Origin of the sequence: Flavobacterium sp. LC2016-01 (assembly GCF_009711135.1) — a bacterium.
Classification (GTDB): Bacteria; Bacteroidota; Bacteroidia; order Flavobacteriales; family Flavobacteriaceae; genus Flavobacterium.
Window position 1 is genome coordinate 926,240 of sequence record NZ_WMIC01000001.1, and the last position, 14,090, is coordinate 940,329.

Here is a 14,090-nt window from a genome sequence, read left to right on the forward strand (position 1 = left end):
CAATTAAAATCAGAAATCAAATTAACCGTGAGCTGCGACAGAAACGTCTGCCCATTCTTCCCACGTTTTTAGTTTTTGCTCGTAAGTTTGTTTGGCAAATGGTAAAGCTACTTTTCCTAAAAATAAACGTAAAGGAGGATTTTCTGCTTCTACTAATTTAATGATCGCCGGAACTGTAGCGCTTGTTTTTCCGAAAGTATCAGGATCATGTCCTTCTGCAAGTGCTTTTTTGATTCCGTCATATGCATCGATGCTTTCGCTGTTGAAACCGTTACCCCAAATATCAGTAACATAACCGTTTGGTTCAACCAAAGTAACATTAATTCCAAATTGTTTTACTTCTGAAGCCAATGTTTCAGTAAGACCTTCAACGGCAAATTTAGAAGCATTATATAATCCAATAATCGGTAAAGTTGCGATTCCTAAAATAGAAGAAACCTGAATAATATGACCGCTTTGTTGTTTTCTCATAATTGGCAATACCGCTTGTGTTAACCAAAGCGTACCAAAGAAATTGGTTTCGAATTGTGCTCTTGCTTCTTGTTCTGAAGCTTCTTCTACCGCACCGTTCAAAGCATAACCCGCATTGTTAATCAGGATATCAATAGTCCCGAAATGCTGTTGTACTTTTTCTACCACTGCAAACGACTCTGAACGGTTGTTTACGTCTAGTTTAAGAGGTAAAATAGCCTCTCCGTATTGTGCTTTTAAGTCGGCTAGGGTATCGATATTTCTGGCTGTTGCAGCTACCTTGTATCCTTTTGCTAAAAATGCTTCTGTCCAGGCTCTTCCGAATCCTTTTGACGCTCCTGAAATTAAAATTGTTTTTGACATGTTTTCTAATTGTTAATTGTTAATGATAAGTTGTAAAATGTTATATATAAAATATGAGTTCTGAATTGTTTTCTTTTGTCTTTTATGACCAATCGGTCATTTTTTTAATAAAAAAAATTAGAGGCTGTTTTCCTCTATTAAATTTTTGAGGGTTTTAGTGATAATTTTCATTTTATCGTTGTTGCCTGACATTCTTGAAATTAAATGACCGCCTTCCATCATGGCGAACATGATGAGTGCAAATTCTTCGGCGTTCCAGTTAGGTTTAAATTCTCCGTTGGCGATTCCTTTGTTGACACTGCTGGCCAATAATTGCTGATTGGCGTTACATCCTTTATTGATTTTCTCTTTTACAATAGGGTTCGTATCATCAGCTTCTGTTCCGAAATTTAATAACGGACAGCCTCCAGTTAAAGGCGGATTCACGGCATTACTAAAGAAATCGATATAAGCAAACAATTCGTCTTTTGCTGTTTTGCCTTTACTGACTTCTGACACCAGTTTATCACCTAACACTTTCATATTATGATCGACTGCAGCGCAAGCCAGGACCTCTTTGTTTTCAAAATGAACGTACATGCTTCCTTTAGACAATTTGGTAGCCTCCATAATATCGCTCATAGAAGTTGCTGCAATCCCTTTTGTATTAAAAATCGGTGCTGCTTTTTCGATGATAAATTGTCTGGTTTCTTCTCCTTTTGCCATGATAGCTTTTATTTAACGATACAAATATATGACCGATTGGTCATAAAAACAAATTTTTAACACTTTTTTTTAATGATCAGAAAGAATAATATTGGTTTTTGGCTTTTTAGATTTGTTCATTACCAGCAATAACAGGGGCAGCGTGAGTACAAAAAATAAACCTACAAAAAGAAAAGCGTCTCTATAACTCAATAAAGAAGATTGTCTCGTTACTATATTTTCCATTAATTTCAATGCTTTTGATCTTGCTTCATTATAAGCAAAACCGCGATGCTGAAAATAATTGATGTAACTATTGATACGATTCATTGCTTTTACATTGTCCAGAGTAACATTCGAAATCAAATCATTTCGATGTGCTGCAAAACGATGCACGATATAGGTATTGATTATCGATACACCAAAAGAACCTCCTAATTGACGCATCATATTATTAAGCGCGGCGCCTTGGCCGACATCTTTATCATCAAGCGAAGAAACCGCAAGCATGGTAAGCGGAACGGTTAGTAAAGCCATTCCCAAAGCTCGGAAAACAAGCGCTGTTGATACTTCAAAAGCACTGGTGTCTAAAGTTATTTCAGACATTCTCCAATTAAAATAAATGAACAACATAAATCCTGCTGCAATAATGATAACCGGCGAAACACCTTTTTGCAATAAAGTGCCACAGAGTTTTAAAGCAACAAGCGCAAATAAGGCACCCGGCAGCAGCAGTAAACCAGTTTGATAAGGCGAAAAACTCAAAAGGCGCTGTGCCACAACCGGACTGATGTAAATAGAAATGAACATTCCGAATCCGGTTACGAAAGTCAAAATCGCCGCAATACTTAAGGATTTGCTTTTAAGAACTTTAAGATTTACTACAGGTTTATCCACGGTCAATTCCCAATAAATGAAAGTTAATAAAGCAATTGTCGCAACAACTGTCAAAACTATGATATAACGGGTTTCGAACCAATCTTCAACTTCACCTCGTTCTAAAACTGTTTGAAGTGCACCAACTCCAATGGCCAATAATGCAATTCCGATCCAATCGACTTTTGCGATTTCGGGTTTTACAGGCGGTTCTTTCAGCAGAAAAAAGCAAGAAATAGCAACTAAAATTCCTATCGGAATATTGATAAGGAAAATCCAAGGCCAGTCGTAGTTTTCCGTGATATAACCGCCAAGTGTTGGTCCAATTGTAGGTCCGATAAAAATTCCAGCTCCAAATAGTGCGCCTGCGGTTGATTGTTTGTCTTTCGGAAAAAGTTCAAATACAACAACCTGCGATATCGACAGCAAAGCACCACCGCCAATTCCCTGAAAAAACCTGAAAAATACCAGCATCCAGATATTTGATGAATGACCGCACATGAAAGAACAAAACGTAAATAAAATAACCGAACCAATATAATAATTGCGTCGCCCAAGATTGGCACTCAAAAAACTCGTAATCGGAATAATAATCACATTGGCAATCGCATAAGCGGTAATTACCCAAGAAGTATCTTCAAGCGTTGCTCCCAGATTTCCGCTCATGTGAGAAAGCGCTACATTGACAATAGAAATATCAATAAGTTCCATAATCGCGGCCAAAATGACGGTGATTATTAAAAGTTTGCGTTGTAATGGATTCATATTTTTGTATTATACCGATTGGTATATTTTTAATTGTGAATTATTAATTATAAATTGTTAATTATAAATTTTAGTGTCAGGCTGAGCGATCCCGAGACTTCGGGAGAAGCCTCTCGGAGACCTAAAACTTGAAACTTGAAACCTGAAACCTGAAACTAAGAATTTACAATTCTTGCTTCACAATATTCGTTTTAAAAAGATTCGAATACGCCGTCGCAATCAACCTCGTTTGTGCTTCATTCCAAATTTCGCATTGTGCGTTTACAAACTGTCTTCCTTTTTTAATGATAGAAGTTCTGGCAATAATGGTGTCGCCAACACGAGCCGGAGCAAAATAATCGACGTTTAAATTTATGGTCGTATAAAAGTTTTCTTCGTTTAAGGAAAACATCGTCGCGCCAATACAATCATCAGCAATCGCTGCAATAACGCCGCCATGTAGTGATTTCACCGGATTTGACATTTCTTCTCTAACCAGGTATTGAAAAGTAACACTGCCATCTTCAGCAGCTAAAACTATTGGACGCATCCAAAGCATAAAAGGCGATGGAGAAGCTGTAAATTCTCTGTCAATGTGATCTTGAAGTACTTGTAGTCGTGTCATAAGATTTTAGATTTTAGATTTTAGATTTTAGATTTTTTTTGTTTCAGGTTTTAGGTTTGCGAGAGGCTTTGACTTCACTCAGCCTGACAAACGCAATTAATAATTGATAATTAACAATTAACAATTAACAATTAAAATAATACCGTTTGGTATATTTTTATTGCTAAAAAAAGCAACACTATTTGTTATTGCTTTATTCTAAGTCATCGATGATTTTAGTTACAGATAACATTATGTTTGATAAGTCTTTTAAATTTCCGGTTAATTTGCTGATCATGACAGAACCTTCAATTAAAGCGATTATCGTTAATGCGGTTCTTTCCGTGTCAATTGATTTTGCTTTGAATTCTCCGTTAAGAATTCCCTGATCTATAAAATAGATTATTTTTTCTTTCCAGTAATTAAGGGTTCTTTCAGCCGATTTTTTCAATATTGGGTGTGTATCATCAGATTCCGTTGCGGTATTTAAAATTGGACAACCGCCTTTTGTTACTTTCAGATTCGCATATTCCGAGTAAAGTTTTGGGTAAACCAAAAGTTTTCCTTTAAAAGTAGTCTGTTGGTCAATTTCTCGGGAAAAAGCTTCTTGAAGTTTCTTGACATTAAATTTAAAAGCTGCAATAGCCACTTCATCTTTATTTTCGAAATTCCCGTAAATACTTCCTTTTGTCAATCCGGTTGCCTCTGTAATATCGCTCATCGAAGTGCCGCTGTAGCCTTTCATATTAAAGATGGACGCAGTTTGCTCTATAATAAACTGTTTGGTTCTTTCTGCTTTGCTCATGACAAAATCATTTTGATCCTGCAAATATATACCAATCGGTATAATTATTTATTGTTTTCGCGAATTATTTTGATTTGGAGACGTTTAAAGTTGAAAATGAGGACTTTTAAGTTCAGAAACAGGCAAATTACAGGCGATTTGTCCATCGTTTTTGTAATTTTATGGATAAATAGGTGAATCGTCCACTAAATACCGTATTTAATTAGACAATATTACGGATTTATAGGGGAACTTTGTCCCATACAAAAAGAGATAAAAATGAAAACGAATATTCCACTTAAAAAACTAAACGAATCGAGTCTCGGTATTATGATCGAAAAGATGAGTGACAGTTTTGTAGATTCAATCCGAAGAGAAGTGACAAGATCACATCGCAACGATTTCTGTATCTGCATTATACCGGAAAAAGGAAAAGGAAATTTTTTTGTTGATTTTAAAGAAGTTTATCTAAGCAACGGTTCACTGTTATTTTTGTATCCCGGCCAGGTGCAGCGCGTAATAGAAACCCAAAAAATTGAAGGCTGGGTATTGTTTTTTGATAACAATTTAATAGACGATTATTCCAGATCAATATTAGAAGAATCTTTATATCACGGTCCTATTTTAGGAATTTCGAAAGAGCAAAAAACATGGTTTTTTCAATTGATGGAGCTGTTGTATTCCACTTCAAAGGCAAATGATATGGCAGCGTTTCATAAGCCGGCAATACGATCTATAGTGGTATCGCTGATTTATAAAATTACGTCCATTTATCAGGCAACTGTTACCCAGGATATGAAAGAGCATTCGGTTCGCAGTACGGCGATTGTTGCTTCTTTTAGAAAACTGCTTCGCGAAAACTTTAAAGAAATCAAAAGCCCGATCGAATATGCGAACAGAATGAACCTTTCATTAGGTTATCTAAATGATACACTGAAAATGGTTACCGGCAATACGGTTACGTCATCGATTCAGGAAGAAGCCATTCGCGAAGCACAGCGATTGTTATGGTATTCGGATTTAAGTATAAAAGAAATCGCCAATAGCATTGGTTTTGATGATCCGAAATATTTCAGCCGAATCTTTAGTAAAATAACCGATAAATCTCCAGGCCAGTTTAGAAGAAGCCATCAGGGCGATCAATAGCGCCATTACTTTTTAAGTCCCTCAAATTTTAATGTTTAAAAAAATCTCCCATTGGGAGCAGGCATTCTTTTGCCTTATTTGAAATAATTTAAAACGAATCAAAATGAAAATTTTAATACCAATTATAGGTTCAATAGTACTGTTTTGGAGCTTCAGCGCAAGCGTTACAGCTCAGGAAAAACAGCAGAAATATACTATTTCTTTGAAAGAAGCCATTTCTTTGGCAAAACAAAATAACAAAACAGTTCAAGCTTCCTTAATCGAACAAACGGCTACTGAAGCCGATTTAAATGATGCAAAAAACAGTGTACTTCCGTCTTTGGCTGTTGGCGGTTCCTACCAAAGATTCTCTAAAGCCACTTTGTACGATAAAGGTTTCAGCGAATCGCGACAAGTAAGCCGTCTGCCAAGCCCCGACGCGATGAATCTTGGACTTGATTTAAGTTTGAATATCTATTCTGGAGGAAAAACCAAATCGGCTATCGAAGAGAGTTCGTATCGAAATGCACTGGCTGTCATCAACACTAAAGATCAAAGCGGGAATATTGGTTTGCAGACTGCCGTTCAATATTTAGATTTAATTCGCCTTTATCATTTTAAACAATTAATTGCCGATCAGGAGAAAAGGGCAGAAGCAAGGTTGAAAAACATTACGGCTTTCTACAAAAATCAACGTGTAACAAAAAGTGATCTTTTGCGTGCCGAATTAACCTTATCGAATGTTTTACTAAACAAAACTCAAAACGAAAATGATATTGAAATTGGTAGTAAAAAATTAGCCTTATTGGTGAATAACGGTGAATCTCAAATGCTTTTTCCAAGTGATTCTTTACTGACTAATGATTTAAAAGAAATTGTGCTTTCGCAGATTAATGCTGATGCCAACAACTCATATTCGCTTCAAAAAGCAGATATGAATTTGAAAATCCAGTCGGCGCGAATCAAAAATATCAAGTCGAATAATTATCCTTCTTTAAGTTTAATTTCTGCTTACGGATTGAATTATCCGAACTATTTGTTCTTTAAACCGATTGATCAGGCGTATTCTGCAGGCTTTGTGGGAGTTAAATTCGGTTACAATATTTCTTCTTTATACCATAATTCGAATAAAGTAAAAGCGGCAAATGAAAGACTAAGTGCGATTACGATTCAAAAAGACTGGATCAAAGACAATGTCAAAGAAGATATCAATGCCTTAAATATCAAATACGGAGAAGCTTTAAACCGAATTGAAGTAACCGATAAATCGATAGAACAGGCGAAAGTCAATTTTGAAATCATCAACACTAAATATTTAAATCAATTATCACTTTTAACCGATTTGCTGGATGCTGATAATTTATATCAGGAATCCAGATACACTTACGTGAATGCGCAAATCGGTGCTTTAATCATTTACTACAGATTGCTTTATACAACAGGTAATCTATAATTTAAAACCATTAAAAAATAATCAAAATGAAAACTTCAATTAATAAAAGAACTTCAATATTATCGATTACAGCAATCGTAATCGGCATTGCCCTAATTTCATGTTTTGTGCTTTATCTCGCAGACGGAGCCAACTACGAAGAAACAAACGACGCGCAGGTCGAATCGTATATCAATCCGGTTTCGGCCAGAGCCAGCGGATACATCACAAAAGTACTGTTTGAAGAACATCAGAATGTCAAAAAAGGCGATACGCTTGTCATATTAGACAACAGAGAATATACTTATAAAGTGCAGGAAGCCGAAGCCGTTTTAGAAGATGCTTACGCTCAAATCAATGTTTTAGAAGCAGGAATCAACGTAGCGCAAACCGGAATTTCGGTGAGTAAAAACCAAATTGCTTCGGCGAAAGCCAGATTATGGCAACAAAAACAAGACAATTTGAGATATCAAAAACTTTTGACAGAAGAAGCAGTAACCGGACAAGAATACGAACAGGTAAAAACCAGATATGATGTAGCCCAAAACGATTACAATGCGACTGAAAATACTTTGTTGAGCACGCAATCCAGAGTGCAGGAATTAAAAACCAGAAGAGCTTTGCTTAACGCCGATATTAAACGTAAAGAAGCGATTCTGGATTTGGCCAAAATAAATTTGAGCTATACGGTAATTACTTCGCCATACAACGGCAAAACCGGACGTAAACAAATTCTGGAAGGACAGCAAGTGCAGTTAGGACAGCCTTTGGTTTCGATCGTAAACGAAAACGAAAAATGGATTACAGCCAATTTTAAGGAAACTCAGGTAAACGGTTTTTACATCGGACAGCCCGTAAAAATCACCGTTGATGCTATTTCCGGAAAAACATTTAATGGTAAAATTGAAGCGATTTCTGCTTCAACGGGATCTAAGTTTTCACTTTTGCCGGCAGATAATTCAACTGGAAATTTTATAAAAATCATTCAGAGAATTCCGGTAAAGATTGTTTTTGAAAACAATAAAGAAATTGAAGAAATCAAATCGGGAATGAATGTAACGGTAACCGTTTTCCATAAAAAATCATGAAAACACATCCTTTTTTAAACAGTTTTGCCTTTAAACATAAAAGCTTGTCAATTGGTTTAATGGTTTTTATATTGTTCACTGCTTTGGCACAGTTTGCTTCTTTTTCATTGATCCAACAGCATTTGATTTCGTTTTACGGAGTCGAACCAGAAGATATTTCCATGTCGGTTTTGGCGATGTACGCGGGCATTATTACTTTTCTGCCGATACAGTTTCGTTTATTGCGCTATTTTCCGGTTCAAAAGTATTTTATAACGGCAATATTTATTGGGATTTTAATCAATATTGCCAGTTTTATAACGCATGATATTGTGGTGTTTATTGTACTTCGCTTTCTTCACGGATTAGCCGTGGCAGTTTGCGTTGGCGGAATGCTCTTTATTATTTTATCAACGCTTCCGGGTGAAAAAGGAGCATTGATCGGATCTTCATTTTTATTTACTGCAATATTGACAACCGCTGTAATTATCGGGATTTTATCTTCATGGGTTGCGGTAAACATGAATTGGAATTTTACCTATTACGGATTAATCGCTTTGCAGATTTTAGCGATAGTAGTTTCGCTTTTCATTTTTCAGCCAAAAATGATTTTACGTTCTTTTCCACTTTATCAATTGGATTGGACGGGAGCTTTTTTCTTCGCTAATTTTAGCCTTTCGCTTGCTTATGTTATGATTTACGGACCAAGACAATATTGGTTTTCCTCACATGCTATTCGGTTGGTTGCACTTTTTGGATTTGTAATGCTGTTGTTTTATTTGTACAGACAAGCCACTTTGAAAAGACCGCTTATCGATTTGAGAGCTTTTAAATATGGCAAATTCATTCTCGGACTTTTTTTGCTTCTTATTTTTTATGGAATAAAAGATACCATCAACCTTATTTACGGTTATGCCGGCGGTATTTTAGGATGGAGTGCTGAAGATGTTGTCTATTTAGGACTTTACAACAGCGCCGGAGTCATTATCGCCATTTGGATTTCAGTTAAACTGATTCTGAAAAATAAACTTTTTGCGCCCAAATTAATCATTTCCGGTTTTCTGTTGATGATCGTTTACAACCTTTGGATGTACTTTTCATTGACGCCCAATATGTCTTTTACTGATTTGGCGGTACCCGTTTTTATGCAGGGAATTGCTTCTGGATTTGTTTTCCTGCCCGTTATGATTTTCACCATGTCGGCAATTCCAAAATTTACCGGATTTACGTCGATTATTATCTGTGCTTACGCTCGTTTTATTGCTACTTTAAATTCGATTTCAGGATTTTATACTTTGCAATTGCATTACAATCAGGAATATAAAGAAGGTTTTCTGGAATATCTTACAACAGATAATCAAAATTTTGTGCAACGCAGTTCCAGCTATCAAAGTTTATTTCTTTCGAAAGGATATACTGCCGATCAGGCCAATGCATTATCCAATATTTTGATCAGTAAAGCAACTGCCATTCAAGGACAATTGCTGACGAACAGAACTATTTTTATGATCGGAGCGATGTTGATGGTTTTCGCAATCGTGGTTTTTCTGACTTTTATTATCATCAGCAAAATTGTGGCTTCTAAAAATCAAAGCCAGCTTGCTGTTTAATTCGATTTCCTATGAAAACAGCAACAATAGAAAGTATCGATAAAAAGGCTTTTATTTTGGATATTTCAGAAAAATTATTCGCCAGATACGGTGCCAGAGAAACAACTGTAAGACTGATTACACAAAAGGCAGGAATTAGTATTGCCATGCTCAATTATTATTTTGGTTCGAAGGAAAATCTCTTTTTAACTGTTTTGGAAAGAAGAATTCAGCAGTTTAAAATGGCTAAAAACACGGTAAATATGGAGAACAAAGGCACAATTGAAATGCTTTTGACCTACATGAGTGTGTATATTGATTTAGTGGTAGATTATCAGCCGTTTTATAGATTGATGATGATTGAAAAACTGTTGAATGAAAATAAAAAAGCAGTTGAAATGATCGAATCTTATTTTCAGTCTAATATTCAGACTTTAAAAAATATAATCATTCAAAGTGTTGCCGATGAAAAAATTGACGGCGTAAACATTGAAACTTTTGTGATGAACATTTCAGGATTTCTGGCTTATTTAATTTTGCAGACCGATTTAAATGAAGGGAGCTTAAAAGAAGAAAATAAAAAAAATCTGAAGAAACATATCATGAAAGTTTTGCTGGCTTCTTTTTTTGAAATGTAGTTTTCTTTAAAAAAATAAAAGCTCCCATTTGGTTAGTAGTGGGAGCTTTTGGGGGGCATTATAAATTATTGGGCAGTAAAGGTCAGATAATCAAAATTCATATTGCCATTCGACACAATATGAAGGCGTAAAACTTGTTTTCCTTTTTGGAGTTTTATCGTTCCGATATTTTCAGAACTGTTCCAATGATGCCATTGTCGCCAGTCGACAGGGTCTTTGTCGTCATGTGTTGAGGCAATTTTCATATTTCCGGTGGCATCTTTTCCGTTGACATCAATCGCAATTTCGCCATCGCCATTTGCGGTATACAACAAACCAATTGTATAAGTTCCGGATTTTTTAACTTCAACCGTATAATTAATCCATTCTGAAGGCACGGTCCAGCCGATATAAAGCTGTCCAATACTTCTTTCTACTTTATTGAACGGATTATTATCAATATCACCGTCTTTCGAATATGAAATATCAACACCTTCGTTTATCCTGAATTCATTCAGCGGATTCCCGTTTACCGGATTTAGTTTTCCGCTTCCATTATTGAGAGCATCAGTGTCGTGATAAGCAATTCCTTCACCGCCTTGATCGTACAATTCACATTCTACTTTTCCCGGAATTTGCTGTGGTTTTAATGCCTTTGACGTTTGTGCCATACCGATAAAACAATTCAGTATAACGATATTCAATGTTAAAAATGCTTTCATAGAATTGATTTTTTATTGAATTTCTAAAGTTGCAATGGAATGTGCCGCACTCGTTACTTTCGCTGCTTTTCCTTTTATCCAAAGAAAATACTCAACATCCGTTTCGCCTGAATTCATTACCACAACTTCCAATTTATTATTTTCATTTACAAAAGCAGTAGATAAAAGTTTATTACTGCTTGAATTACAAGCAATACGTTTAGCGCCCGGACGAATAAATTTAGAGAAATGGCCTAAATAATAATAACCGTTGGTATAAATTAAATTTCCGGTTTTCAAATCAGCATGAATAGGGGACATGCAGAAATTCTGAACGTGGTTTGGCCCGCCTTTTTCATCTAATAAAACATTCCAGTCTGTCCATGCAACGGTTCCGATATTGAAATCGTTGATCATCGACATTCCGTATTTCTCGCCGTAACTCCAGTCGGTTAATAATTTTTGATCAAAATCGGCGGCACAGCCTTCTGTTAAAATTAAAGGTTTATCCGGAAAAGCTTCGGCAACTCGGCGTTCCGCTTCGAAATTCATTCCGTTTTTCATCCAGTCTTCGTACCAGTGATAACCAACGCCCCAAACATATTTTGCTGCATCTTTATCTTCCAAAACCGTACTTACACGCTGATACATTAAATCACGATTGTGATCCCACATAATAAGTTTCTTTTTTGAAAAACCCGCTTTTTGCATCGTTGGCCCAAGAAAGTTTTTGATAAAATCACGCTCTTCTTCGGCAGTAAAAATACAGGATTCCCAACGCTGCACCGCCATTGGCTCATTTTGAACCGTGTAACCCCAAATCGGAATGCCTTCTTTTTCGTATTCTTTTATAAATTTTACAAAAAAGTTAGCCCAGCTTTGGTGGTATTCGGGTTTTAAAGTGCCGCCTTGTAAAACATTATTATTGGTTTTCATCCACGCCGGCGGACTCCAAGGCGAAGCATATAAAGTTATTTTGCCTCCAGCTTTCGCGATAACTTCTTTAATAAACGGAATTCGGTATTTTCTGTCATGGCTGATATCAAAAGTTTTTAAGTCTTTATCGCCTTCCTGAATATAGCTGTAAATATCACTGGAGAAATCACAGCTTTGCATATTCGTACGCGCTAAAGTGTAGCCAATTCCCTTTTCTTTATCATAATAAGCCGTCAGGATTTCCTGCTGTTTGTCTTTTGGAAGCTGATAAAAAACTTCTGCAGAAGCGTCAGTCAAAGCGCCTCCAATTCCTAAAAGCGTCTGATAGGTTTTGGCTGGATCAACAAAAACAGCAATTTCTTTTTCTGTTGTCTGAGGCTTGGATGTAAAAGAAAGTGTTTCGGTTTTGGTTAGTTTTTTGTCTGTATTTTTAGCTGTAACATAAACCGTAACACTTTTATAATCTGTCGTTTTACTGGCTTTTTGCTGCGCCAGTAAACTGACAGATACAAATCCGGAAAACATGATGGTCAGACATGTTTTATGCAAATTAGTATTCATAATAAAGGTTTTTTGGTTAGATAGTTATAGTAAAATCTGATCGATAGTCTGCAGTTCATATTCTGAAAAAGAAGTATTTTGAAGACAGCCCAACGAATCAATTACTTGTTCTGGTTTGCTTGCGCCAATGATTACTGACGAAATTCGCTTGTCTTTTAATACCCAAGCCAATGCCATTTGCGCCAGACTCTGACCACGTTCTTCGGCCATTTTATTTAGACGTTTCACTTTGGCAATATTTTCTGGAGTAATAGCATCTTTTTCCATTGCGCCGTTACCGCGATTTGCATTAGCTCTTGAATTTTCTGGAATTCCATTTAGATATTTATTCGTCAAAAGTCCTTGTGCAAGCGGAGAAAAGGCAATTCCGCCAATTCCGTTAACTTCTAAAACATCCAGCAATCCGTCTTCAACAGAACGCTCAAACATAGAGTATTTTGGCTGATGAATAACACAAGGCGTACCTAAATTTTTTAAAATTGAATACGCTTTTTCGGTTTCAGCCGGACTGTAACTCGAAACACCAACGTATAAAGCTTTTCCTTGGCGAACAATTAAATCAAGCGCCGCCATAGTTTCTTCCATTGGCGTATTTGGATCTGGTCTGTGGTGATAAAAAATATCAACATAGTCAAGTCCCATTCGCTTTAAACTTTGATCCAAACTTGCAATTAAATGTTTCTTAGAACCAAAATCACCGTATGGACCATCCCACATTGGCCATCCGGCTTTTGTCGAAATTAAAAGTTCATCTCGATACTCTTTAAAATCCTGTTTGAATATTTCGCCAAAAGTACTTTCAGCAGAACCCGCAGGCGGACCGTAATTATTAGCAAGATCAAAATGGGTGATGCCGTTATTAAAAGCAGTATGTAGAATTTCGCGTGCATTTTCAATATTGTCAATACCGCCAAAGTTGTGCCATAAGCCCAAAGATAGTGCAGGCAATAATAAACCACTGCTGCCACAACGACGGTACTGCATTTTTTGATAACGGTTTGAATCTGGTAAATAAGTCATTTTTTTAATTGTGAATTATGAATTGTTAATTGTAAATTATTTTGTTTTTTGCTTAAAGCTCTTGAAAAGCTTTTTCGGCAATTTCTAAATCGGTTGTGCCTCTGAAACCGCTGAAACCAACAGACAGTTTTGTACCATCTTTTAAAGTTATCGGTTGTCCGCCTTGCCAGCCAATTAAATCTGGAGCTTCAATTCCGTTTGCATTTTCGCCTACAATTCCGTTGAAAACCATTTTTTCATATGCTCCGGTTTTTACTCCGGTCAGCCAGACTTGGCTCGCTTTTGTCCAGGCAATTTTATACGATTGTCTTTGGCGCGGTTTATCGTTTCCATACATTTTGCCAAATGTATCGCCGTCTTCATTAATAATGCAAATCGCGACATTTCCGTTTGAAATCCATTTGTCTTCTTCAATTTGAAGATATTGCGGAATCAATTTTTCAATTTCGGCGAAAGCCAAAGCAATTTGTGAATTCATTTAATTGTAAATTATAAATTGTTATTTTTTTTTTTTGC

Annotated in this window: 14 protein-coding genes; 5 read left to right on the top strand and 9 right to left on the bottom strand. The window is 36.2% G+C overall.

Annotation, left to right across the window (positions count from 1 at the left end; all coding sequences use genetic code 11):
- Positions 1-21: 21 nt before the first annotated feature.
- From GKZ88_RS04080 to GKZ88_RS04100, 5 genes are all read right to left on the bottom strand, one after another.
- A complete protein-coding gene (locus GKZ88_RS04080; protein ID WP_155101116.1) occupies positions 22-834 on the bottom strand; it encodes an SDR family NAD(P)-dependent oxidoreductase in 813 nt (270 codons plus the stop codon).
- A gap of 117 nt (positions 835-951) precedes the next feature.
- A complete protein-coding gene (locus tag GKZ88_RS04085) occupies positions 952-1,539 on the bottom strand; it encodes a TetR/AcrR family transcriptional regulator (RefSeq protein WP_155101117.1) in 588 nt (195 codons plus the stop codon).
- A 69-nt stretch (positions 1,540-1,608) separates the two neighbouring features.
- Complete coding sequence (locus GKZ88_RS04090) at positions 1,609-3,159, bottom strand: DHA2 family efflux MFS transporter permease subunit (protein WP_155101118.1); 1,551 nt, start codon at positions 3,157-3,159, stop codon at positions 1,609-1,611.
- A 163-nt stretch (positions 3,160-3,322) separates the two neighbouring features.
- Positions 3,323-3,763, bottom strand: a complete 441-nt coding sequence (locus GKZ88_RS04095; RefSeq protein WP_155101119.1) for a PaaI family thioesterase — start codon at positions 3,761-3,763, stop codon at positions 3,323-3,325.
- 193 nt (positions 3,764-3,956) lie between these two features.
- Complete coding sequence (locus tag GKZ88_RS04100) at positions 3,957-4,547, bottom strand: TetR/AcrR family transcriptional regulator (protein WP_155101120.1); 591 nt, start codon at positions 4,545-4,547, stop codon at positions 3,957-3,959.
- 258 nt (positions 4,548-4,805) lie between these two features.
- On the opposite strand from GKZ88_RS04100, the gene GKZ88_RS04105 reads away from it, so the two are divergent.
- From GKZ88_RS04105 to GKZ88_RS04125, 5 genes are all read left to right on the top strand, one after another.
- Positions 4,806-5,672 (top strand): AraC family transcriptional regulator, encoded by an 867-nt coding sequence (locus GKZ88_RS04105; protein WP_155101121.1) that lies wholly within the window; start codon positions 4,806-4,808, stop codon positions 5,670-5,672.
- A 103-nt stretch (positions 5,673-5,775) separates the two neighbouring features.
- A complete protein-coding gene (locus GKZ88_RS04110) occupies positions 5,776-7,104 on the top strand; it encodes a TolC family protein (protein ID WP_155101122.1) in 1,329 nt (442 codons plus the stop codon).
- Positions 7,105-7,130: 26 nt separating this feature from the next.
- Complete coding sequence (locus GKZ88_RS04115; RefSeq protein WP_155101123.1) at positions 7,131-8,171, top strand: HlyD family secretion protein; 1,041 nt, start codon at positions 7,131-7,133, stop codon at positions 8,169-8,171.
- Positions 8,168-9,760 (top strand): MFS transporter, encoded by a 1,593-nt coding sequence (locus tag GKZ88_RS04120; protein ID WP_155101124.1) that lies wholly within the window; start codon positions 8,168-8,170, stop codon positions 9,758-9,760. The genes GKZ88_RS04115 and GKZ88_RS04120 overlap by 4 nt, the downstream gene beginning before the upstream one ends.
- A gap of 11 nt (positions 9,761-9,771) precedes the next feature.
- A complete protein-coding gene (locus GKZ88_RS04125) occupies positions 9,772-10,377 on the top strand; it encodes a TetR/AcrR family transcriptional regulator (RefSeq protein WP_155101125.1) in 606 nt (201 codons plus the stop codon).
- A 65-nt stretch (positions 10,378-10,442) separates the two neighbouring features.
- Here the strand turns inward: GKZ88_RS04125 and GKZ88_RS04130 are convergent, their stop codons facing one another.
- Genes GKZ88_RS04130 through GKZ88_RS04145 form a run of 4 tightly spaced genes read right to left on the bottom strand, consistent with a single transcriptional unit; the run spans position 10,443 to position 14,052 of the window.
- On the bottom strand, positions 10,443-11,078 hold the full coding sequence (locus tag GKZ88_RS04130; RefSeq protein ID WP_230392455.1) for a hypothetical protein: 636 nt from the start codon (positions 11,076-11,078) through the stop codon (positions 10,443-10,445).
- A gap of 12 nt (positions 11,079-11,090) precedes the next feature.
- On the bottom strand, positions 11,091-12,554 hold the full coding sequence (locus tag GKZ88_RS04135; RefSeq protein ID WP_155101126.1) for a glycoside hydrolase family 30 protein: 1,464 nt from the start codon (positions 12,552-12,554) through the stop codon (positions 11,091-11,093).
- Positions 12,555-12,578: 24 nt separating this feature from the next.
- Positions 12,579-13,574, bottom strand: coding sequence for an L-glyceraldehyde 3-phosphate reductase (mgrA, locus tag GKZ88_RS04140; RefSeq protein WP_155101127.1), 996 nt, complete (start codon positions 13,572-13,574; stop codon positions 12,579-12,581).
- 52 nt (positions 13,575-13,626) lie between these two features.
- Positions 13,627-14,052: a heme-binding protein gene (locus tag GKZ88_RS04145; protein ID WP_155101128.1), complete on the bottom strand. Its 426-nt coding sequence runs from the start codon at positions 14,050-14,052 to the stop codon at positions 13,627-13,629.
- Positions 14,053-14,090 lie beyond the last annotated feature (38 nt).

Coding starts and splice junctions, on each gene's coding strand:
- mgrA (WP_155101127.1), bottom strand. CDS start 13,574: ATGACTTATTTACCAGATTCAAACCGTTATCAAAAAATGCAGTACCGT.
- GKZ88_RS04120 (WP_155101124.1), top strand. CDS start 8,168: ATGAAAACACATCCTTTTTTAAACAGTTTTGCCTTTAAACATAAAAGC.
- GKZ88_RS04105 (WP_155101121.1), top strand. CDS start 4,806: ATGAAAACGAATATTCCACTTAAAAAACTAAACGAATCGAGTCTCGGT.
- GKZ88_RS04095 (WP_155101119.1), bottom strand. CDS start 3,763: ATGACACGACTACAAGTACTTCAAGATCACATTGACAGAGAATTTACA.
- GKZ88_RS04135 (WP_155101126.1), bottom strand. CDS start 12,554: ATGAATACTAATTTGCATAAAACATGTCTGACCATCATGTTTTCCGGA.
- GKZ88_RS04080 (WP_155101116.1), bottom strand. CDS start 834: ATGTCAAAAACAATTTTAATTTCAGGAGCGTCAAAAGGATTCGGAAGA.
- GKZ88_RS04110 (WP_155101122.1), top strand. CDS start 5,776: ATGAAAATTTTAATACCAATTATAGGTTCAATAGTACTGTTTTGGAGC.
- GKZ88_RS04100 (WP_155101120.1), bottom strand. CDS start 4,547: ATGAGCAAAGCAGAAAGAACCAAACAGTTTATTATAGAGCAAACTGCG.
- GKZ88_RS04125 (WP_155101125.1), top strand. CDS start 9,772: ATGAAAACAGCAACAATAGAAAGTATCGATAAAAAGGCTTTTATTTTG.
- GKZ88_RS04085 (WP_155101117.1), bottom strand. CDS start 1,539: ATGGCAAAAGGAGAAGAAACCAGACAATTTATCATCGAAAAAGCAGCA.
- GKZ88_RS04115 (WP_155101123.1), top strand. CDS start 7,131: ATGAAAACTTCAATTAATAAAAGAACTTCAATATTATCGATTACAGCA.
- GKZ88_RS04130 (WP_230392455.1), bottom strand. CDS start 11,078: ATGAAAGCATTTTTAACATTGAATATCGTTATACTGAATTGTTTTATC.
- GKZ88_RS04090 (WP_155101118.1), bottom strand. CDS start 3,159: ATGAATCCATTACAACGCAAACTTTTAATAATCACCGTCATTTTGGCC.
- GKZ88_RS04145 (WP_155101128.1), bottom strand. CDS start 14,052: ATGAATTCACAAATTGCTTTGGCTTTCGCCGAAATTGAAAAATTGATT.